This window comes from Pseudomonas extremorientalis, from assembly GCF_024584605.1.
Lineage (GTDB): Bacteria > Pseudomonadota > Gammaproteobacteria > Pseudomonadales > Pseudomonadaceae > Aquipseudomonas > Aquipseudomonas extremorientalis.
In genome coordinates this window covers 3,872,607-3,893,742 of the sequence record NZ_CP089519.1, presented here as the reverse complement: position 1 = coordinate 3,893,742, position 21,136 = coordinate 3,872,607, and the positions used below count along the sequence as shown (strand labels likewise).

The 21,136-nt window shown below is 61.0% G+C and carries 19 protein-coding genes; 2 read left to right on the top strand and 17 right to left on the bottom strand.

Features of this window, described 5'->3' with window-relative positions; translation table 11 throughout:
• The first annotated feature begins 8 nt into the window (after window positions 1–8).
• Together LUU92_RS17375 and LUU92_RS17370 are read left to right on the top strand one after the other, a co-directional pair.
• Complete coding sequence (locus LUU92_RS17375; RefSeq protein WP_071491910.1) at window positions 9–842, top strand: arylamine N-acetyltransferase family protein; 834 nt, start codon at window positions 9–11, stop codon at window positions 840–842.
• Between the two features lie 126 nt (window positions 843–968).
• Window positions 969–1,721: an outer membrane beta-barrel protein gene (locus tag LUU92_RS17370; protein WP_071491909.1), complete on the top strand. Its 753-nt coding sequence runs from the start codon at window positions 969–971 to the stop codon at window positions 1,719–1,721.
• Window positions 1,722–2,075: 354 nt separating this feature from the next.
• Here the strand turns inward: LUU92_RS17370 and LUU92_RS17365 are convergent, their stop codons facing one another.
• The 17 genes from LUU92_RS17365 to LUU92_RS17285 all read right to left on the bottom strand — a co-directional run bounded on the left by LUU92_RS17365 (window position 2,076) and on the right by LUU92_RS17285 (window position 21,134).
• The gene (locus tag LUU92_RS17365; RefSeq protein WP_071491908.1) at window positions 2,076–2,390 is read right to left on the bottom strand and encodes a type II toxin-antitoxin system RelB family anti-toxin transcriptional regulator; all 315 of its coding nucleotides are present in this window, start codon (window positions 2,388–2,390) and stop codon (window positions 2,076–2,078) included.
• Entirely contained in the window at window positions 2,380–2,730 is a 351-nt protein-coding gene (locus LUU92_RS17360) for a type II toxin-antitoxin system RelE/ParE family toxin (protein ID WP_093513166.1), read from the bottom strand. Before LUU92_RS17360 ends, LUU92_RS17365 begins: the two co-directional genes overlap by 11 nt.
• Window positions 2,731–2,970: 240 nt before the next feature.
• Entirely contained in the window at window positions 2,971–4,434 is a 1,464-nt protein-coding gene (gene nuoN, locus LUU92_RS17355) for an NADH-quinone oxidoreductase subunit NuoN (protein WP_058425023.1), read from the bottom strand.
• A 7-nt stretch (window positions 4,435–4,441) separates the two neighbouring features.
• The gene (gene nuoM, locus LUU92_RS17350) at window positions 4,442–5,974 is read right to left on the bottom strand and encodes an NADH-quinone oxidoreductase subunit M (protein ID WP_010209575.1); all 1,533 of its coding nucleotides are present in this window, start codon (window positions 5,972–5,974) and stop codon (window positions 4,442–4,444) included.
• A 49-nt stretch (window positions 5,975–6,023) separates the two neighbouring features.
• On the bottom strand, window positions 6,024–7,877 hold the full coding sequence (nuoL, locus tag LUU92_RS17345; RefSeq protein WP_257102392.1) for an NADH-quinone oxidoreductase subunit L: 1,854 nt from the start codon (window positions 7,875–7,877) through the stop codon (window positions 6,024–6,026).
• Complete coding sequence (gene nuoK / locus LUU92_RS17340) at window positions 7,874–8,182, bottom strand: NADH-quinone oxidoreductase subunit NuoK (RefSeq protein WP_003174727.1); 309 nt, start codon at window positions 8,180–8,182, stop codon at window positions 7,874–7,876. The genes nuoL and nuoK overlap by 4 nt, the downstream gene beginning before the upstream one ends.
• Before the next feature lie 2 nt (window positions 8,183–8,184).
• Window positions 8,185–8,688, bottom strand: coding sequence for an NADH-quinone oxidoreductase subunit J (gene nuoJ, locus LUU92_RS17335; protein WP_016974048.1), 504 nt, complete (start codon window positions 8,686–8,688; stop codon window positions 8,185–8,187).
• A gap of 9 nt (window positions 8,689–8,697) precedes the next feature.
• Window positions 8,698–9,246: an NADH-quinone oxidoreductase subunit NuoI gene (gene nuoI, locus LUU92_RS17330; RefSeq protein ID WP_003174725.1), complete on the bottom strand. Its 549-nt coding sequence runs from the start codon at window positions 9,244–9,246 to the stop codon at window positions 8,698–8,700.
• An 11-nt stretch (window positions 9,247–9,257) separates the two neighbouring features.
• Complete coding sequence (gene nuoH, locus LUU92_RS17325) at window positions 9,258–10,265, bottom strand: NADH-quinone oxidoreductase subunit NuoH (RefSeq protein WP_071491905.1); 1,008 nt, start codon at window positions 10,263–10,265, stop codon at window positions 9,258–9,260.
• Window positions 10,262–12,976, bottom strand: a complete 2,715-nt coding sequence (gene nuoG / locus LUU92_RS17320; protein WP_071491904.1) for an NADH-quinone oxidoreductase subunit NuoG — start codon at window positions 12,974–12,976, stop codon at window positions 10,262–10,264. The genes nuoH and nuoG overlap by 4 nt, the downstream gene beginning before the upstream one ends.
• Before the next feature lie 135 nt (window positions 12,977–13,111).
• Entirely contained in the window at window positions 13,112–14,467 is a 1,356-nt protein-coding gene (gene nuoF, locus LUU92_RS17315; protein ID WP_025858970.1) for an NADH-quinone oxidoreductase subunit NuoF, read from the bottom strand.
• Entirely contained in the window at window positions 14,464–14,961 is a 498-nt protein-coding gene (gene nuoE / locus LUU92_RS17310; protein ID WP_003174721.1) for an NADH-quinone oxidoreductase subunit NuoE, read from the bottom strand. The genes nuoF and nuoE overlap by 4 nt, the downstream gene beginning before the upstream one ends.
• A 2-nt stretch (window positions 14,962–14,963) precedes the next feature.
• Window positions 14,964–16,748 (bottom strand): NADH-quinone oxidoreductase subunit C/D, encoded by a 1,785-nt coding sequence (gene nuoC / locus LUU92_RS17305; protein WP_025858969.1) that lies wholly within the window; start codon window positions 16,746–16,748, stop codon window positions 14,964–14,966.
• A gap of 72 nt (window positions 16,749–16,820) precedes the next feature.
• On the bottom strand, window positions 16,821–17,495 hold the full coding sequence (locus tag LUU92_RS17300; protein ID WP_003174719.1) for a NuoB/complex I 20 kDa subunit family protein: 675 nt from the start codon (window positions 17,493–17,495) through the stop codon (window positions 16,821–16,823).
• 10 nt (window positions 17,496–17,505) lie between these two features.
• Window positions 17,506–17,919, bottom strand: coding sequence for an NADH-quinone oxidoreductase subunit A (locus LUU92_RS17295; RefSeq protein WP_003219575.1), 414 nt, complete (start codon window positions 17,917–17,919; stop codon window positions 17,506–17,508).
• Between the two features lie 659 nt (window positions 17,920–18,578).
• On the bottom strand, window positions 18,579–19,904 hold the full coding sequence (aceA, locus tag LUU92_RS17290) for an isocitrate lyase (RefSeq protein WP_003174717.1): 1,326 nt from the start codon (window positions 19,902–19,904) through the stop codon (window positions 18,579–18,581).
• A 492-nt stretch (window positions 19,905–20,396) separates the two neighbouring features.
• Window positions 20,397–21,134, bottom strand: coding sequence for a secretin N-terminal domain-containing protein (locus LUU92_RS17285; protein WP_257102391.1), 738 nt, complete (start codon window positions 21,132–21,134; stop codon window positions 20,397–20,399).
• Window positions 21,135–21,136: the final 2 nt, after the last annotated feature.

The following is a 21,136-nucleotide window of genomic DNA, read 5'->3' as shown; positions in this document are numbered from 1 at the left end:
ATCGCGCCATGTCTCTGCTGACCCATAGCCGTCTCTACCTGCAACGCCTGGGTTATGACACGCCGCCGGCGCCCACCCTGCACACCTTGCAGGCCCTGCAACTGCGCCACGTGTGCAGCTTTGCCTTCGAGAACCTGTCGAGCCTGATACGCCTGCCGGTGCCGATCGACCTGCCCAGTGTCGAACAAAAAGTGCTGTTGGACGGGCGGGGCGGCTATTGCTATGAGCTGAACCAGATGTTCCTGGCCTTGCTGCAGGAACTCGGCTTCGAGGCGCGTGGCATCACCGGCCGGGTGGTGATGGGCGGGGCGCCGGATGCACGCACGGCGCGTACCCATCGTTTGAGCCTGGTGACCCTGGACGGCGTGCGCTACATCACCGATGTCGGCTTTGGCGGCATGGTGCCCAGCAGCCCGTTGCAACTGGACACCGAAGCGGTGCAGGCCACGGCCCATGAACCGTATCGCCTGACTTTCGACGGGCAGGGCAGTTACACCTTGTGGGCACAAGTGGCCGAGGAGTGGCGTGGGCTGTATGTGTTCGACCTGCAAGTACAGGCGGATATCGATTACGAAATCGGCAACTGGTACGTCTCTACCCACCCGGATTCGGTATTTGTGGGCCAACTGAAAGTCGCACGCCTGGCACCGGGCAAGCGCCATACCCTGAACAACACCCACTATGCGATCCACTCCCTGGACCGGCCGAGCGAAAAACGCACGCTTGGCAGTGCCGATGAGGTGGTGCAGATGCTGACTGAAACCTTCAGGATTCGCGTGCCGGACACGGCAACACTTCGGCAAACCCTGGATGGCCTGGTCCTGGCTGCCTCCCGGGAATAGTGAGCTAGAGCCTCGCTGAACCGTTTTACCTCCAAATCCACGCAAATTAATTCGAACCTTTGGCGCATGCCGGGGTTCGAACCGTTTCCTGAATAATTTGCTCACCAGACAAGGAGATGTAAAACGATGTCCAAGCTATTCGGAAAACTCTTCAAGGGTTCCTCGCTGCTGGCGCTGGTCGCTGCGCCTGCCGTGGTGTTCGCCGCACCGTCCACCGACCCGATCTCCACCTTCGGGATCCTGGGCAGCTACAACGACTTCAAATTCGAAGGCGGCAGCCAGAGCGACAAGAGCCACATGCCTGAGGCGGGCCTGTTCTACAACTTCGGCAACAAGCTCACCGCCGAATCCGGCTTTATCTACCAGGCCGGTATCGAAGCCAAATACGGCGAAAAGAGCGATAACAAACTCAAGGAAGGCCAGGCAGACCTGGATCTCGGCTGGCGCGCCGCGCTGGATGCGCGCAACTTTGTCGACGTGATCGTTGGCGGTGGCTACAGCTGGACCCGCTACGAGCCAGAGATCAACGACCTCGACGTGAAGCTCACCAACAAATCGCCGTTCGCCAAGGCGGCCCTGGGCTATAACCACCAGTTCGATGACATGACCCTGCGTCTTGAAGCTGGCGCCCGTCGCACCATCGACGGTCGTACCAAGCTCAAGGTGGAAGATTTCGGCAGCGACACCGTGGACCTCAAGGACCGCACCAACCCTTACGCCGAAGTCAGCCTGTTGATGAATCAGAAGGGTAACCTGCCGGTGGTCGCGGGCTTGTACTACACCCGCACTGAGTACAAACTCGACGGTAACTCCGAAGTGGCTGACAACACCAAACTCAAGCGAGATGAGTACGGGTTCAAGGTCGGTATCGCGTTCTAAGTGCATCGCCCGGACGTGGGCGGCCAACGCCCACGTTCAACTGTCCCCGCCAGCCCCCCTTTGTGTCCGCCAAAACCCTCAACGCAGTCGCGTCGCTGCCTTAGTGTGGAACCTGCTTTCCATATCCTGAGAAGAGAGGGTGGCCATGCCCCGCATCGCCTACCAGACCCTGGCCTGGGCAATTTTCACCTCGGCGCGTTGGGCGTGGCCACTCGCATCCGCTCGCAGAACCGCACCCTGTATCACCTGCGCGAACGCTAGTGGACCGCCAGGACTGGGGGTGGCTGCGCATAACATGCTCGGCGGCCCATAGTGCTGAATGAAAAAGCCCCGAACCTGTCGGGGCTTTGTTGATCAACCCAATGCAGCGAGTTGCGCTACGGTTTCCGGGAAACGTGCCACCAGGCGAATCAGGGTGGCGGCCTGGGCATTTGGCTTGGCCCGACCTTGTTCCCAGTTTTCCAGGGTGCGGGTGTTGGTGCGCAGGTACATGGCGAACACCGACCGGGAGAGGTTGAGTTGTTGACGCACGGCCACCACCTCCTCGGCGGTAAGCGGCTCCAGTTGATTGAGATGAACCTTATGGGTTCGCAGGGTGACTTTGCCCTGGCGTTCGTTTGCCAGGGCGTCGAAGCCTTCGACCAGTTCGGAAAAAATTTCACGTTTCATGATGTGTTCTCGCTTTGATTTCCCTGTCCAGCATGTGTTTTAGGGCTTTTTTGTGCTGTGGTGTCAGGTCATCCTGTTCGTGCTTGCCGTACAGGGTGAACAGCCAGAATTGCGTGCCGCCCGACCACCAGTAGTAAATGACCCGCAGGCCACCGCGCTTGCCTTTGTTGCGTCGCTCGTCGATGAAGCGAACCTTGCGCAGTCCGCCTGTTCCCTCGATCACATCTCCTGCTTCCGGGTTCTTCATCAACTCTTGTTGAAAACCCTGGAAAAGCTCGTCACTCAGATAGTCCTTGCGATGCCGCTCGAAGGGCGGTAGTTCGATAAATAGAGCATCCATGTTCTGTACGTAGACTACGTATAGTTTGGTGGCCCACCTGCTTATGGTCAAGTGACCTGGCTGTGGGAACTTTCCTAAAACTCAAACACCATACGGCGGGCTTCGGCGTGCATATGCCAGATGAGTAGGCGAGTGGAAGAGGAAATTTCCGTGAGTTGAAAAGGGTGTTTGAACCCCATTGCCCAGAATGCAAAACGGCGCCCGAAGGCGCCGTTTTGTTGACTGCATACCGCTAAGCGATCAAACGCCCAACACCGCGTGCTGCACCAGGGTGAGCAGCGGTTGTGGGTACACGCCCAGGAAGAACGCGAGCAGGGCAATGGCCAGCAGCATTACACCGCCTGCCTTCTGTTCCCAGTGCAGTTCGGCATCCACACGGCGCAGGTTTGGCTCGATCAGGTACAGGGTGACCATCACGCGCAGGTAGTAGAACACTCCGATGGCGCTGCCCAGTACCAGGGAGGCAACCAACCACCACTCGTGCGCTTCGACGCCGGTGGCGACGATGTAGAACTTGCCGATGAAGCCCGCCGTGAGCGGAATACCGGCCAGGGACAGCATCATCACGGTCAGTACGGCGGTCAGGTACGGACGGCGCCAGAACAGGCCGCGGTACTCGTACAGGGCGTCGGCGTCACGGCCTTTGAACGGCGAGGACATCAGGGTGATTACGCCGAACGCGCCGAGGCTGGTGATCACGTAGGTGACCAGGTACACACCCATGGCTTCCACGGCCAGGCCTTTGCTCGCCACCAGGGCGATCAGCAGGTAGCCGAAGTGAGCGATGGACGAGTAACCCAGCAGACGCTTGAGGTTGTTCTGGGTCAGGGCCAGCAGGTTACCGAACAGGATCGACGCGATGGCGATCACGGTCAGCACGTTACTCAGCACGCCAGTGTTGGCAGCAGGCGAGATCTGGAACAGACGCACCATCACCGCAAACACCGCAACCTTCGACGCGGTCGCCAGGAAAGCGGCCACCGGCGCCGGGGCGCCTTCGTACACGTCCGGGGTCCACAGGTGGAACGGCACCAGCGACAGCTTGAACGCCAGGCCGATCAGCATCATGGCCAGGCCCAGTTGGGCAATCGGCGCAGGCAGGCTGGTGGTCGCCAGGGCGTGGCCGATACCGGTGAAGCTCAGGCTGCCGGCTTCGGCGTAGAGCAGGGCCATGCCGAACAACAGGAACGCGGAACCGGCGGCGGACAGCACCATGTACTTGATGCCGGCTTCCAGGGAGCGCTTGTTGAAGAACGCGTAGGCCACCAGGCCGTAGGTCGGGATCGACAGCAGTTCCAGGCCGATGAACAGGCCGGCCAGGTGCTGTGCGCTGACCAGCACGATGCCACCGGCCGCGGCCAGCAGGATCAGCAGGTACAGCTCTTCCTTGTTGCCTGGGTAACCGGTGCCGCCTTCGCCCATGTAGGCGTGGGCGAGGGTGACGCAGGCCAGGGTCGCGACCAGGATCAGCGCGATATACAGCAGGGCGAAGTCATCCACCATCATCAAAGGCGTGACCGCCAATGGCGCGACCTTGAGGGCCGGGATGATCGACAGCAGGGCCAGGTTCAGACCGGCACAGGACAGCAGGAACGTTTGCGAGTGATTGCGGCGCCAGGCGATTGCCAGCATCACCACCACGATGGTGAGGCTGGTGATCAGCAGCGGCGCAAGCGCGATAAAGTGTTGGATCGTGAATTCCATAGCGCTCTTACCGGGCCGAAGCGAGTTGAGAGAAGGCGGTGCCGAACCACTGCTGCACGCCATGCATCGTTGCGGCAGAAGTGTCCAGGAACGGTTGCGGATACACGCCGATATAGATCAGCAGTACCGCAAGGCCGAGCACCATGATCAGTTCGCGAGCATCCATCCCTTGCAGGACGGTGTCGGACTTGGCCGGGCCGAAGTAGGCGCGGTGGATCATGATCAGCGAGTAGACCGAACCGAACACCAGGCCGGAGGTAGCAATCGCACTGATCCACGGCGTTTGCACGAAGGCACCCATCAGGATCAGGAACTCGCCGATGAAGTTACCGGTGCCCGGCAAGCCCAGGGACGCGGCGGCGAAGAACAGGCTGATCGCCGGCAGGTAGGCGATGCGCGACCACACGCCACCCATTTCACGCATGTCACGGGTGTGCAGGCGCTCGTACAGCTGGCCACTCAGGATAAACAGGGCAGCGGCCGAGACACCGTGGGCCAGCATCTGGATTACCGCGCCCTGCAGCGCCAGTTGGCTGCCGGAGTAGATACCGATCAGTACGAAGCCCATGTGGGAAACGGACGAGAAGGCAATCAGACGCTTGATGTCGGTTTGCGCGAATGCCAGGAACGCACCGTAGAAGATCCCGATCAGACCCAGGGTCATGGCGATCGGCGCGAACTCGGCCGAGGCATTCGGGAACAGCGGCAGGGCGAAACGCAGCAGGCCGTAGGCCGCAGTCTTCAGCAGGATACCGGCCAGGTCCACGGAACCGGCAGTCGGCGCCTGGGCGTGCGCATCAGGCAGCCAGGAGTGGAACGGCACCACCGGCAGCTTCACCGCGAAGGCGATGAAGAAGCCCAGCATCAGGATGTACTCGGTGGTCAGGGACATCTTGGTCTTCAACAGGTCGGCGTAGTTGAAGGTAATCACGCCGGTGTTATTGAAGTTGACCAGTACCAGGCCCAGGATCGCCACCAACATGATCAGGCCGGAAGCCTGGGTGAAGATGAAGAACTTGGTCGCCGCGTAGATCCGGGTTTTCTTGCCGTCCGAAGAACTGTGACCCCAGAGCGCGATGAGGAAGTACATCGGCACCAGCATCATTTCCCAGAAGAAGAAGAACATGAACAGGTCGAGGGCGAGGAACACGCCGACGACACCGCCCAGGATCCACATCAGGTTCAGGTGGAAGAAACCCACGTGACGCTGGATCTCTTTCCAGGAGCAGAGTACCGAGAGGATACCCAGCAGGCCGGTCAGCAGGATCATCAACAGCGACAGGCCGTCCAGGGCCAGGTGCACGTTGATGCCGAAGCGCTGGATCCACACGTGCTTGAATTCAAGCGCGAAGGTCGGATCGACACCCGGTGCCGGAGCAAATGAATAGTCGCCATGGGCCCACAGCCAGAGGCCGAGCGCGAGTTCCAGGGACATGGTCAGCAACGCAATCCAGCGGGGGAGGGTGGCGCCGAAGCGTTCACCCATCCAGCAGAGCAGGCCGCCGATGAAGGGGATCAGGATTAGCCAGGGCAGAATCATGACAGGCTCGTTTCCTTTCGCAAGTTCGCAAAGATCGCAATGTTCATAGTCATATCGCTACCACGACGATGGCGCCGATTACCAGCACGGCACCGGCCGCCATGGAGGCTGCATACCAGCGCAGTTGGCCAGTCTCGCTGCGGCTCAGGGCGGTGTGACCGGCCTTGGCGGCACGCGGGATCAGACCGATGGTCTGGTCGAGCGGGTCCTTGCGCAGAATGTGGCTGATGGCGAGGTAAGGCTTGACGAACAGTTTGTCGTAGATCCAGTCGAAGCCCCAGGCGGCGAACCACCAGGCCGACAGGAAGCGGCCGATGCCACTGTTGGCGATGGCCGTCACGAAGCGACGCTTGCCGAGGAACAGCAGGGCCGCCAGCAGGATACCGGCAATGGCGATGGCGCCTGAGGCGATTTCCAGGCTGTGCTGGGCTTCGCCACCGGCATGGCCGACGCTTTGCGGCAGTACACCGTGCAGAGGCGGGGTGATCATGGCGCCGACGAAGGTCGACAGGATGATCAGTACCGACAACGGCAACCAGTGCGAGATGCCGTGGCCTGCGTGAGCTTCGGTCTTGGCTTCACCGTGGAAGGTGATGAAGATCAGGCGGAAGGTGTACAGCGAGGTCATGAACGCACCCACCAGGCCTGCGTACAGCAGGTTCTGGTTGCCGCTGGCGAAGGCTTCCCAGAGGATTTCATCCTTCGAGTAGAAACCGGCGGTCACCAGCGGCAGGGCGGCCAGGGCGGCACCACCGACGATGAAGCTGGCATAGGCCAGTGGCAGTTTCTTCCACAGGCCGCCCATCTTGAAGATGTTCTGCTCGTGGTGGCAGGCCACGATCACCGCACCGGAAGCGAGGAACAGCAAGGCCTTGAAGAAGGCGTGGGTCATCAGGTGGAAGATCGCCGCGTCCCAGGCGCCAACGCCCAGGGCCAGGAACATGTAGCCGATCTGGCTCATGGTCGAGTAGGCAAGGATGCGCTTGATGTCGGTCTGTACCAGGGCAGCAAAGCCAGCCAGGACCAGGGTCACGCCACCAACGATGCCGACCAGGTGCAGGATGTCCGGCGCCAGGGTGAACAGGCCGTGGGTACGGGCGATCAGGTAGACACCGGCGGTTACCATGGTGGCAGCGTGGATCAGTGCGGAAACCGGGGTAGGGCCGGCCATCGCGTCCGCCAGCCAGGTTTGCAGTGGCAGTTGCGCGGATTTACCCACGGCGCCGCCGAGCAGCATCAGGGTGGCCAGGGTGATCCAGAAGTCGCCAACCTGGAATTTCTGCGGTGCCAGCACCAGCAGTTCCTGGATGTTCAGCGTGCCCACTTGCTGGAACAGGATGAACAGGCCGATGGCCATGAACACGTCGCCGATGCGGGTGACGATAAAGGCCTTGAGTGCTGCGTTACCGTTGTTGCGGTTGCTGTAGTAGAAACCGATCAACAGGTACGAGCACAGGCCCACGCCTTCCCAGCCGAAGTACAGGAACAACAGGTTATCGCCGAGCACCAGGAACAGCATGCTGGCGATAAACAGGTTGGTGTACGAGAAGAAGCGCGAGTAACCGGCTTCACCGCGCATGTACCAGGACGCGAACAGGTGGATCAGGAAGCCCACGCCGACCACCACGCCGAGCATGGTGATCGACAGGCCGTCGACGTAGAGGGCGAAGTTGGGCTTGAAGCCCTCCACCGACATCCACTGCCACAGCACCAGGGTGTAGTGACCGCCTTCCGGCGGTGCCACGTTGAATTGCCAGATGACGTAGGCGGCAACGATCGCCGACAGGCCAATGGAACCCACGCCCACCAGGGCAGACAGATTTTCCGACCAGCGTCCACGGGAGAACGACAGCAGCAGGAAACCGATCAGGGGAAATACGAAAGTCAGAAAGATCATGTTCATCCGCGCATCTCACTGGCAGCGTCGATATCAAGCGTGTGGAAGCGACGATACAGTTGCAGCAGGATCGCCAGGCCAATGCTGGCCTCGGCGGCTGCCAGGCTGATCACCAGGATGAACATGACTTGTCCATCCGGCTGGCCCCAACGTGCACCCGCAACGATGAACGCCAGTGCCGCGGCGTTCATCATGATTTCCAGGCTCATCAACACGAACAGAATGTTACGGCGGACCATCAGGCCGACCAGGCCAAGGCAGAACAGGATGCCGGCGACCGCCAGACCATGCTCCAAAGGGATAGCAGGCATCGTCATTGCTCCTTGGCTTCGTTGCGGCCCAAGTGGAAGGCGGTGACGGCTGCAGCGAGCAGCAGCATCGACGCCAGTTCGACCACCAGCAGGTACGGGCCGAACAGGCTGATGCCCACGGCTTTTGCATCCACGGTGGTGTGGCCGATGGCCTGGCCGCTCTGGTGAGCGAACAGCACATACAGCAGTTCACCCAGCAGCAGCGCTGCCAGGACAACCGGACCGAGCCAGATGCCGGGCTTGAGCCAGACGCGTTCCTGGGCGACCGAAGCCGGCCCCAGGTTAAGCATCATCACCACAAACACGAACAGCACCATGATGGCGCCGGCATAGGCGATCACTTCCAGCACACCGGCGAACGGCGCGCCGAGGCTGAAGAAGGTCATGGCCACGGCGATCAGCGAAATGATCAGGTAGAGCAGGGCGTGCACGGGGTTGGTGTTGGTGATCACGCGAAGCGTGGACACAACCGCGATACCCGATGCGAAATAGAAAGCGAATTCCATCTTTCTTCCTTAAGGCAGCAAGCTCTTCACGTTGATCGGCTCGGCTTCGTTTTGTGCGGCGCCTTTCGGCTTACCGGCAACGGCCATACCTGCAACACGATAGAAGTTGTAATCAGGGTTTTTACCGGGACCAGAGATCAACAGATCTTCTTTCTCGTACACCAGGTCCTGACGTTTGAACTCGGCCATCTCGAAATCCGGTGTGAGCTGGATCGCGGTGGTCGGGCAAGCTTCCTCGCAGAGGCCGCAGAAAATGCAGCGCGAGAAGTTGATGCGGAAGAAGTCCGGGTACCAGCGACCGTCTTCGGTTTCAGCTTTCTGCAGGGAGATGCAACCCACCGGGCACGCCACGGCGCACAGGTTGCAGGCTACGCAACGCTCTTCGCCATCGGGGTCGCGGGTCAGTACGATGCGGCCGCGGTAGCGCGGCGGCAGGTATACCGCTTCTTCCGGGTATTGCAGGGTGTCGCGTTTGCGAAAGCCGTGACCGAACACCATCACCAGGCTTCGCAACTGGGTACCGGTACCCTTAACGATGTCGCCAATATATTTGAACATGGGTCAAATCCTCACTGAACCGCAGCCGCTGGCGTGTGCATCAGCACCACGGCAGCAGTCACCAGCAAATTGATCAGGGTCAGCGGCAGGCAGAAGCGCCAGCTGAAATCCATCACCTGGTCATATCGTGGACGCGGAATGGAAGCGCGCAGCAGGATAAACAACATGATGAAGAACGCGGTCTTCAGGAAGAACCAGAAGAACGCCAACTGCGGCAGGATGCCGAACGGTCCGTGCCAGCCGCCGAAGAACAGCGTGACCAGCAGGGCCGAGATCAGGATGATGCCGATGTATTCACCGACGAAGAACATGCCCCACTTCATGCCGGCGTATTCGATGTGGTAACCGTCGGCCAGTTCCTGTTCCGCTTCCGGCTGGTCGAACGGGTGACGGTGAGTCACGGCGACACCAGCGATGAAGAAGGTACAGAAGCCGAAGAACTGCGGAATGATGAACCACAGGTTCTGTGCCTGGTACTCGACGATGTCGCGCATGTTGAACGAGCCGACCTGCACCACGATGCCCATCAGCGCCAGGCCCATGAACACTTCGTAGGACACGGTCTGGGCCGAGGCCCGCAAGCTGCCCAGCAGGGCGAACTTGTTGTTGCTCGACCAGCCGGCGAACAGCACCGCGTAGACCGACAGGCCGGCCATGGCGAAGAAGAACAGCAAGCCGATGTTCAGGTCCGCCACGCCCCAGGTCGGGGTGATCGGGATGATCGCGAAGGCGATCAGCAAGGCGCTCATGGCCACGACCGGTGCCAGGGTGAAGATCACCTTGTCGGCAAACGGCGGGGTCCAGTCTTCCTTGAAGAACATTTTCAACATGTCGGCGGCGATCTGGAACATGCCGAACGGGCCAACGCGGTTCGGACCGTAGCGGTCCTGCCACCAGCCCAGTAGGCGACGTTCGACGAAGCTGAGCAGGGCGCCCGCGACGACCACGGCCAACAGGATCACGATGGCCTTGACGACCGAGATGATCACGTCGATCACTTCAGGGGTGAACCAGGTCATTGCGCTGCCTCCTGCAGACCGTCAACGGTTTTGCCAAAGATCGCAGGCGGAATACCGGCGAGGCCTTTTGGCAGTGCAACCAGGCCTGCACCCAACTCATCGTTGATGCGCAGCGGCAGACGCAGGGTCTGGCCGGCCACGTTCAGGCTGAGCAGGGCACCGTCGTTGACGCCCAGGCGGTCGGCTTCGGACTTGGCCAGGGATACGTAGGCTTCAGGGATGCGGCTTTGCACCGGCGCGGCCTTGGAAGAGTTCTCTTCGCTGCCGAACAGGTGGAAGAACGGCACAACCTGCCAGGTGCCCTGGGCTGGGTTGAACGGACGCGGTACGGCGGCGAACCAGTTCAGTGCGTCACCGGTGCTTTCGATCAGGCGGGTGCCCGGGTCGCCAGCGCGGATGTGACCACCGACTTCGTCCTGGAACTTGTTCCAGGCCTGCGGCGAGTTCCAGCCCGGCGACCAGGCGAATGGCACCTGCTGACGCGGCTCGACCGAACCCGAGTAGCCTTCCATGGAGAAGGCGAACGCGGTGTCGTTGTCTTGCGGGGTACGCGGTTCGTGCACGCTGATGTCGGCGCGCATCGCGGTACGACCGGAATAACGCAGCGGTTCACGGGCCAGTTTCAAGCCCTTGATGCGGAACGAAGCGGACGGTGCCGCATCGACAATCCGCGCCAGTTGCGGGGCGCTGGCAGCGGTGGCTGCGGTGACGTGGTCGAGCTGGGTCCAGTCGATCGGCTGGTTCAGCAGGGTGGCGCGCAAGGCATGCAGCCAGCGCCAGCCTTCGTGAACCAGGATGCTGGCGTCCATGTACTTCGGATCGAACACCTGGAAGAAGCGCTGGGCACGGCCTTCCTGGCTGACCAGGGTGCCGTCGCCTTCGGCGAAGGTGGCGGCCGGCAGTACCAGGTGGGCGCGGTCGCTGGTGGCGGTCTTCTGGTGATCGGCAACGATCAGCACTTTGGCCGCGTTCAGTGCCGCGTCGACCTTGGCCGCATCGGTGCGGGTGTACAAGTCGTTTTCCAGTACCACGATGGCGTCGGCGTTGCCGTCGGTCACCGCTTGCAGGGCAGCGTCCAGGGACTCGCCACCGAGCATGGCCAGGCCGAGGCTGTTGGCTTCCGGCACCACCAGGCTGATGGAACCGTTCTTGTCGCGTAGCTTCAGGGCCTTGGCGATGTTGGCAGCGGCTTCGATCAGCGCCTTGGAACCCAACGAGGTGCCAGCAATGATCAATGGGCGCTTGGCCGCCAGCAGGGCGTCAGCGATGCGCTGGGCCAGCTCGACGGCTTCGGTGTCCAGGCCTTCGACGGCAGGCGCGCTGGCGTCCAGGGCGTGGGCCACGGCGAAACCGAGGCGGGCCAGGTCGTCCGGAGCTGCGTGCACACATTCTTCGGCGATGTCGTCGAGCTTGGTTTCAGCAATGCTCGCAATAAACAGCGGGTTCAGCGCGTGCTGGCCGATGTTCTTCACTGCGGCGTCGAGCCACGGCTGTACGCGCATGGCGTCGGCCATGTCTTCGGCCTTGCCCTTGACCGACTGGCGCAGCGACAGGGCGATGCGGGCGGCGGTCTGGGTCAGGTCTTCACCGAGCACGAAGATCGCGTCGTGGTCTTCGATGTCGCGCATGTTCGGTACGGGCAGCGGGCTGTCGTTCAGCACCTGCAGGACCAGGCGGATGCGCTCCAGTTCGCCGGCTTCGATACCGCTGTAGAAGTGCTCGGCGCCGACCAGCTCGCGCAAGGCGAAGTTGCTTTCGAGGCTGGCGCGGGGCGAACCGATACCGACGATGTTGCGGCCGCGCAGCAGGTCGGCAGCTTTATCCAGCGCGTCGTCCAGGCTCAGCTTGGCGCCGTCGGCCAGCAGTGGTTGGCGAGGGCGGTCTTCGCGGTTGACGTAGCCATAGCCGAAACGGCCACGGTCGCACAGGAAGTACTGGTTGACCGAACCGTTGAAGCGGTTTTCGATGCGACGCAATTCGCCGTAGCGCTCGCCCGGGGAAATGTTGCAACCGCTGGAGCAGCCATGGCAGATGCTCGGGGCGAACTGCATGTCCCACTTGCGGTTGTAGCGCTCGGAGTGCGTCTTGTCGGTGAACACACCGGTGGGGCAGACCTCGGTGAGGTTGCCGGAGAACTCGCTTTCGAGCACGCCGTCTTCAACACGACCGAAGTACACGTTGTCGTGGGCGCCGAATACGCCGAGGTCGGTGCCGCCGGCGTAGTCCTTATAGAAGCGCACGCAGCGATAGCAGGCAATGCAGCGGTTCATTTCGTGGGAAATGAACGGGCCGAGGTCCTGGTTCTGGTGGGTACGCTTGGTGAAGCGATAACGGCGCTCGTTGTGGCCGGTCATCACGGTCATGTCTTGCAGGTGGCAGTGACCGCCTTCCTCACAGACCGGGCAGTCGTGGGGGTGGTTGGTCATCAGCCATTCGACGACGCTGGCGCGGAACGCCTTGGATTCTTCATCGTCGATGGAGATCCAGGTGTTGTCGGTGGCTGGGGTCATGCAGGACATGACGATACGACCACGGGTGTCGTTCTCGTCGGTGTACTGCTTGACCGCACACTGGCGGCAGGCCCCGACGCTACCAAGCGCGGGGTGCCAGCAGAAATACGGGATATCGAGACCGAGCGACAGACAGGCCTGTAACAGGTTGTCTGCCCCATCGACTTCGAGCGCTTTGCCGTCTACGTGGATAGTGGCCATGGTTCAAAGTTCTTCGTTGGCCCGTTGTCAGCGGGCGTGGCTAATGGAATCTTGTTATTCATGGGCCTCAACACAGCCTCTACGGCGTCAGCCCATGAGAAAGCGAAGGGCACGGACCCTTCGCCTTTTAAAGCGTTACGCGCCGACTACGATCGGCCTTGCCAGAGGCGGGACGGCAGCGCTGGTAGGCGCGATGCCGGCTTCGAACTCCGAGCGGAAGTATTTGATTGCGCTGCCCAATGGCTCCACGGCGCCCGGTGCGTGAGCACAGAAGGTCTTGCCCGGGCCGAGGAAACCGACCAGGCCCAGCAGGGTCTCGATATCACCCTCGCGGCCTTCGCCGTTTTCCAGCGCCATCAGCAGCTTCACGCTCCATGGCAGACCGTCGCGGCATGGGGTGCAGAAGCCGCAGGACTCGCGGGCAAAGAACTGCTCCATGTTGCGCAGCAAGGACACCATGTTCACGGTGTTGTCGACCGCCATCGCCAGGCCGGTACCCATCCGGGTGCCCACCTTGCCGATGCCGCCGGCATACATTTGTGCGTCGAGGTGCTCGGGCAACAGGAAACCGGTACCGGCGCCGCCTGGCTGCCAGGCTTTCAAGGTGTAGCCGTCGCGCATGCCGCCGGCGTAGTCCTCGAACAGCTCGCGTGCGGTCACGCCGAACGGCAGCTCCCACAGGCCAGGGTTCTTGACCTTGCCGGAGAAGCCCATGAGCTTGGTGCCCATGTCCTCGCTGCCTTCGCGGGCCAACGATTTGTACCAGTCCACGCCGTCGGCGATGATCGCCGGCACGTTGCACAGGGTCTCGACGTTGTTCACGCAGGTCGGCTTGCCCCACACGCCCACGGCGGCAGGGAAGGGCGGCTTGGAGCGCGGGTTGGCGCGGCGACCTTCGAGGGAGTTGATCAGTGCGGTTTCTTCACCGCAGATGTAGCGCCCGGCGCCGGTGTGCACGAACAGTTCGAAGTCAAAACCCGAACCCAAGATGTTCTTGCCCAACAGGCCGGCGGCCTTGGCTTCTTCCACGGCACGGTTGAGGTGCTTGGCGGCGGTGGTGTACTCGCCACGCAGGAAGATGTAGCCCCGGTAGGTTTTCAGCGCGCGGGCGCTGATCAGCATGCCTTCGATGAGCAGATGGGGCAGTTGCTCCATCAGCATGCGGTCTTTCCAGGTGTTCGGCTCCATTTCATCCGCGTTGCACAGCAGGTAGCGGATGTTGATGGATTCGTCCTTGGGCATCAGGCCCCACTTCACGCCCGTGGGGAAGCCTGCACCGCCGCGGCCTTTGAGGCCAGCGTCTTTCACGGTCTGGACGATATCGTCCTGGGCCATGTCCGCGAAGGCTTTGCGCGCAGCCGCGTAGCCGTTCTTGGCCTGGTACTCGTCGAACCATACCGGTTCGGCATCGTCACGCAGGCGCCAGGTCAGCGGGTGGGTCTCGGGCGAACGCTTGATCAGGTTGGCCGGGCCGAAAGAAGTCAGGGTCATGGGTAGCCCTCGAGCAATTGGGTCACGCCAGCGGGCTGCACGTCACCGAATGTGTCGTCGTCGATCATCAACGCCGGCGCCTTGTCGCAGTTGCCCAGGCAGCACACCGGCAGCAGCGTGAAGCGGCCGTCCGGGGTGGTCTGGCCGAGGCCGATGCCCAGCTTGTTCTGGATCTCGCTGACCACCGATTCGTGGCCGCCGATGTAGCAGACCATGCTGTCGCACACGCGAATGATGTGGCGGCCCACCGGCTGACGGAAGATCTGGCTGTAGAACGTGGCCACCCCTTCGACGTCGCTGGCAGGGATGCCGAGGATTTCGCCGATGGCGTAGAGGGCGCCGTCCGGCACCCAGCCTCGTTCCTTCTGGACGATCTTCAAGGCTTCGATCGACGCCGCGCGCGGGTCTTCGTAGTGATGCAGCTCGTGCTCGATGGCCGAGCGCTCGGTTTCACTCAAGGTGAAACGGTCTGTCTGGATAAGCGTGCTGTTCATGCTTAGCGGTCCACGTCGGCCATAACGAAATCGATACTACCCAGGTACGCAATCAAGTCCGCGACCATCTCGCCTTTGATCACCGAAGGGATCTGCTGCAAGTGGGCGAAGCTCGGGGTACGGATCCGGGTGCGGTAGCTCATGGTGCCGCCATCGCTCGTCAGGTAATAACTGTTGATACCCTTGGTCGCTTCGATCATCTGGAAGGACTCGTTGGCCGGCATGACCGGGCCCCACGAAACCTGCAGGAAGTGCGTGATCAGGGTTTCGATGTGCTGCAGCGTGCGCTCTTTCGGCGGCGGCGTGGTCAGCGGGTGATCCGCCTTGTACGGGCCGGCCGGCATGTTGCGCATGCACTGCTCGATGATCTTCAGGCTCTGGCGCATTTCTTCGACGCGCACGATGCAACGGTCGTAGGCATCGCCATTGGCCGCCAGCGGGACTTCGAATTCGAAATTCTCATACCCGGAGTACGGACGTGCTTTACGCAGGTCGAAATCGCAGCCGGTGGAACGCAGGCCGGCACCGGTGACGCCCCATTCCAGGGCTTCCTTGGTGTTGTACTGCGCGACGCCGATGGTACGCCCCTTGAGGATGCTGTTATCCAGCGCGGCCTTTTGGTACTCGTCCAGGCGCTTGGGCATCCAGTCGATGAATTCCTTGACCAGGCGTTCCCAGCCGTTCGGCAGGTCGTGGGCCACGCCGCCGATGCGGTACCAGGCCGGGTGCAGGCGGAAACCGGTGATGGCTTCGATGACCTTATAGGCGCGCTGACGGTCGGTGAAGGTGAAGAACACCGGGGTCATGGCGCCGACGTCCTGGATATAGGTCCCCAGGAACAGCAGGTGGCTGGTGATCCGGAAGAACTCGGCCATCATGATGCGGATGGTGTCGACGCGGTCCGGTACCTTGATACCGGCCAGTTTCTCGACCGAGAGCACGTACGGCAGGTTGTTCATCACGCCGCCGAGGTAGTCGATACGGTCGGTGTACGGGATGAAACTGTGCCACGACTGGCGCTCGGCCATTTTCTCGGCACCACGGTGGTGGTAGCCGATGTCCGGCACGCAGTCGACGATTTCTTCGCCGTCCAGTTGCAGGATGATACGGAAGGCGCCGTGGGCCGAAGGGTGGTTCGGGCCCAAGTTGAGGAACATGTAGTCCTCGTTGGTGCCGGAGCGCTTCATGCCCCAGTCTTCCGGACGGAAGCGTGCAGCCTCTTCTTCAAGCTGTTGCTTGGCGAGGTTGAGGCTGAACGGGTCGAATTCGGTGGCGCGCGCAGGGAAGTCCTTGCGTAGCGGGTGACCTTCCCAGGTCGGCGGCATCATGATGCGCGTCAGGTGCGGGTGGCCCGGGAAGTCGATGCCGAACATGTCCCAGACTTCGCGTTCGTACCAACTGGCGTTCGGCCAGATACCGGTCACGGTCGGCACGCTCAGGTCGCTCTCGGACAGGGCGACCTTGATCATCACGTCGCTGTTACGTTCGATCGACAGCAGGTGGTAGAACACGGTGAAATCGGCGCCGCTCGGCAGCCCCTGGCGCTTGGTGCGCAGACGCTCATCCACACCGTGCAGGTCATAGAGCATGACGTACGGCTTGGGCAGGTTGCGCAGGAAGGTCAGGACTTCGACAAGCTTGGCACGCGCCACCCACAGCACCGGCATGCCGGTGCGTGTGGCCTGGGCGGTGAAGGCGTCAGGGCCAAAACGGTTATTGAGTTCGACGACCACATCCTGGTCGTCTGCCTTATAAGGCGGGATGTACAGAGCACTGCCTGTAGTCATGGTTTTTTATCGCTTTCGGTCAACGTAAAGAATGAAACCAGGTGTTCGTTCTATTAAAGAAGCGGCGCTGGATCAGACTTCGTCGGGGCTGCGCAGGTTGGTGACTGCGATACGCTGTTCGCGGCGCTGTTCCTTTTGCGAGGGCATCTCGGCGCGGTACACGCCTTGATCGCCGACGACCCAGGAAAGCGGGCGACGCTCCTTGCCAATCGATTCCTGCAACAGCATCAAGCCTTGCAGGAACGCTTCAGGGCGAGGCGGGCAGCCAGGCACGTAGACGTCCACGGGCAGGAACTTGTCCACCCCTTGAACGACGGAATAGATGTCGTACATGCCACCGGAGTTGGCGCACGAACCCATGGAGATAACCCACTTCGGTTCGAGCATTTGCTCGTAGAGACGCTGGATGATCGGCGCCATCTTGATGAAGCAGGTGCCGGCGATAACCATGAAATCCGCCTGGCGCGGCGAGGCCCGGATAACTTCGGCGCCAAAGCGCGCGATGTCGTGGGGCGCCGTGAAGGCGGTGGTCATTTCCACGTAGCAGCACGAAAGACCGAAGTTGTACGGCCACAGGGAGTTTTTACGCCCCCAGTTGACCGCGCCACTCAGCACGTCTTCCAGCTTGCCCATGTAGATGTTTTTGTGGACTTGGTCTTCTAACGGGTCGGAAACGGTTTCCCGCTCGCCGATGGGGTACTGCTCGTTAGGAGCATCCGGGTCGATCCTGGTGAGATTGTATTGCATCGCCAAAGCCTCATTGTTTCAGCTTCGCTTGCCGCTTACGACGAGCTTCCGGAGCCCAGTCAAGGGCGCCCACTCGGAATAGGTAGACAAGACCTGCCAACAGAATTGCTATGAAAACGAGGGCTTCGACGAATCCGGTCCAGCCGCTTTCGCGGACGGACACAGACCAGGCAAAGAGAAAGAGGGCTTCGATATCGAAGATCACGAACAGCATCGCGACCAGATAGAATTTGGCTGAGAGCCGCAAGCGGGCGCCACCTGTAGGCAGCATGCCGGACTCGAACGGTTCATTTTTGCTGCGACCCCAGGCTTTTGACCCGAGGAGGCTGGAAACACCGAGCATGAAGGCGCAGAGGCCGACAACACCGAGGAGGAAAATGGCAAAGCCCCAGTTGTGGGCCATGAGTCCTGTCGCTTCGGTCATGCTGGAAATCCTTAACAGAGAGCAAAGGTCTCTGAGCTCGAAAAAGTAACGATGCAGTGACGATATGTCGCACTGCAATCAATCGCGGTGATTTTATGGCTAAACACCGGGCAAGTAAAATTCCGATAGCGAAATTATTCGATGGAATAAGCACATAGTGCACCTTCTTGGGGCTGCAGCCCTTGTGTGGCGGGCATTAGCGGGCATTTAATCAAATGTGTTTTGTTTAACCGGTAACGAAGTTTTCACGAGCTAAATGATAATGAATATTGTTTGCGCGGGTTTTAAGCGGGTGTGTGTGGTGGGGCGGGGGAAGTTGCTGTTACTTGGTTGAATACCGCTTAGTTGCCGACGGGGATCTTTTAACCGATTTGATCCCTGCCAATACCGCTCTGGATCAATGTTTTGCACAAAATCCAGAGCCGCGTCGGCATTTCCAGTGTGGGAGGGGGCTTGCCCCGATGACGGGATGTCAGTTGATACGTCTGTGATTGACCCGCCGCCATCGGGGGCAAGCCCCCTCCCACAGGTTGATCTTCATTTTGACAGGGAGGTTTTTCACGGGGCAAAAAAACGCCCCGAACAGGTCGGAGCGTGATCTTTGTGCGGCACTGCGGTTAGGTCTTCCCTGGGGCCGCAGTGGCCGTGTACTCAGTCAATCAGTGGAACTGCTCTTCTTCGGTCGAACCGGTCAGCGCGGTCACGGACGAGGTGCCGCCCTGGATCACGGTGGTCATGTCGTCGAAGTAGCCGGTGCCCACTTCCTGCTGGTGGGCCACGAAGGTGTAGCCCTTGGCGGCGTCAGCGAACTCCTGCTCCTGCAGCTTCACGTAGGCGGTCATGTCGTTGCGGGCGTAGTCGTGCGCCAGGTTGAACATGCTGTGCCACATGTTGTGAATGCCGGCCAGGGTGATGAACTGGTGCTTGTAGCCCATGGCGGACAGTTCGCGCTGGAACTTGGCGATGGTCGCGTCGTCCAGGTTCTTCTTCCAGTTGAAGGAAGGCGAGCAGTTGTAGGACAGCAGTTGGTCCGGGTATTCCTTCTTGATCGCTTCGGCAAAGCGACGGGCTTCGTCCAGGTCCGGCTTGGCGGTTTCGCACCAGATCAGATCGGCGTACGGCGCGTAGGCCAGGCCGCGGGCGATGGCCTGGTCGAGACCGGCACGTACCTTATAGAAACCTTCCTGGGTGCGCTCGCCAGTCACGAATGGCTGGTCGTACGGGTCGCAGTCCGATGTCAGCAGGTCAGCCGCGTTGGCATCGGTACGCGCCAGGATGATGGTCGGCGTGCCGGCAACGTCAGCGGCCAGGCGGGCAGCGGTCAGTTTCTGTACGGCTTCCTGGGTCGGAACCAGTACCTTGCCGCCCATGTGGCCGCATTTCTTCACGGACGCCAGCTGGTCTTCGAAGTGCACGCCGGCAGCGCCAGCCTCGATCATGCTCTTCATCAGTTCGTAGGCGTTGAGTACGCCGCCAAAACCGGCTTCGGCGTCGGCCACGATCGGCGCGAAGTAGTCGATGTAGCCTTCATCGCCCGGGTTCTTGCCGGCTTTCCACTGGATCTGGTCGGCACGACGGAACGAGTTGTTGATGCGCTTGACCACGGTCGGCACCGAGTCCACCGGGTACAGCGATTGGTCGGGGTACATGGATTCAGCGGAGTTGTTGTCCGCCGCCACTTGCCAGCCGGACAGATAGATCGCCTGGATACCGGCTTTCACCTGCTGGACTGCCTGGCCGCCAGTGAGGGCGCCCATGCAGTTGACGAAATCTTTGTCGGGACGGAAGGACGGCTTGGCACCTTGTGTCACCAGGTTCCACAGCTTCTCGGCGCCGAGTTTTGCAAAGGTGTGCTCAGGTTGAACCGAGCCACGCAGGCGGACGACGTCAGCAGCGGAATAAGCGCGGGTCACGCCTTTCCAGCGTGGGTTTTCAGCCCAGTCTTTCTCAAGGGCTGCAATTTGCTGTTCGCGTGTCAGTGCCATGGAAGTAAACCTCGTCGCGTGTTCTTGTGGTGGAAAAAATCCATTTGCCAGCCCTGCATTCAAATGCGTGGGCAGGGCTGCTCGCTGACCAGAAGCTTAGGCGGTCATGTCGGGTCTGGCGGGGAATGCGACGGGATGAACGAGTGGCGGGAGGGTGGAGTAGGTACAGGCGGACCGAGAACAGTCTCCGGGCGTCGTGGGCCCTCGGGTGCTCAACAGCGTGTAGCCGGGTTACCTGGTTAGCTTCCGTCCCTCGGGACAACTTCGTTCCAGTCGCAACCTCGTCAAACACGCCTTGTGGGCGGTACAGACACGAATCGGCTCGGGTGGGTAGCTTGGAGCGACGATCCGAAGGCCCTTGCCAGGGCCCCTGATTAGCGGGAGCGAGGCCATCATGCCCATGCTTTTTTGGATCGTCAAATGTTTTGTAGTGCTTTTTTTCAAGCACTACATCTTTAGTCTAGTACGACTCGTCAGTCAGTTTTTGGTGCTTCAGTTCAGGGTGTCGACCTTGACCCGTACTGTCAGGTCATCGCGGCCCTGAGTAGAGTAGCTGCGGGTTGTAGAGGATTTGTCGGCCTGGGTCTCGCGATTGATGCCGGCCAGGGTGATCCATTCACCCAGGCGCCCGCTGACGGTTGTGTCGGTACTCTGTACGTTCACTACATCGGGACGCTCCTGGCTCATGCGGTCACGGTTGGTGCTGATTGCCAAGTGTACGGTCTCGCCGGTGACGCTGGCGGTCACGTAGAAGCCCTGGGTCACGTTGCGATACTGGGTCTGGTTCTGCAGGCGGCCATAGCTGTCCTGCTGGGTGGTGGTCAGCGGCACGCTCTGGCCGACCTGGATCAGCGCGGGCACGCCTTCGCTGGCCTGGATCTGCTGGACGCCGCCGTCGCGGCTGGTGGTGCCGTAGCTGATGATGCGGGTCTGGCTGTCACCGGTGTTCTGCTGGTTGTTTTCGTTGGTGTCGACGGTGATCAGCAGGCGTTTGGCCGGCGTATCCAGCTGGGAAAGCAGGGCACGCAGGTCCTGGATCTTGCCGGGGTCGGCCTTGACGATCAGTTGGTTGCCGTAGGCGCTGACGGTGCCGTCCTTGCCGATGAAGTTCTGTGCCACCGGCAGCAGGTCGGCGCTGGTACGGTTGCTCAGGTTGACGACTTCGGTATCGGCCATGGCCGCGGCGCTGGCGGTCAGGAGGAGGGCGGTGAGCAGGGTGCGTAGGGACATGT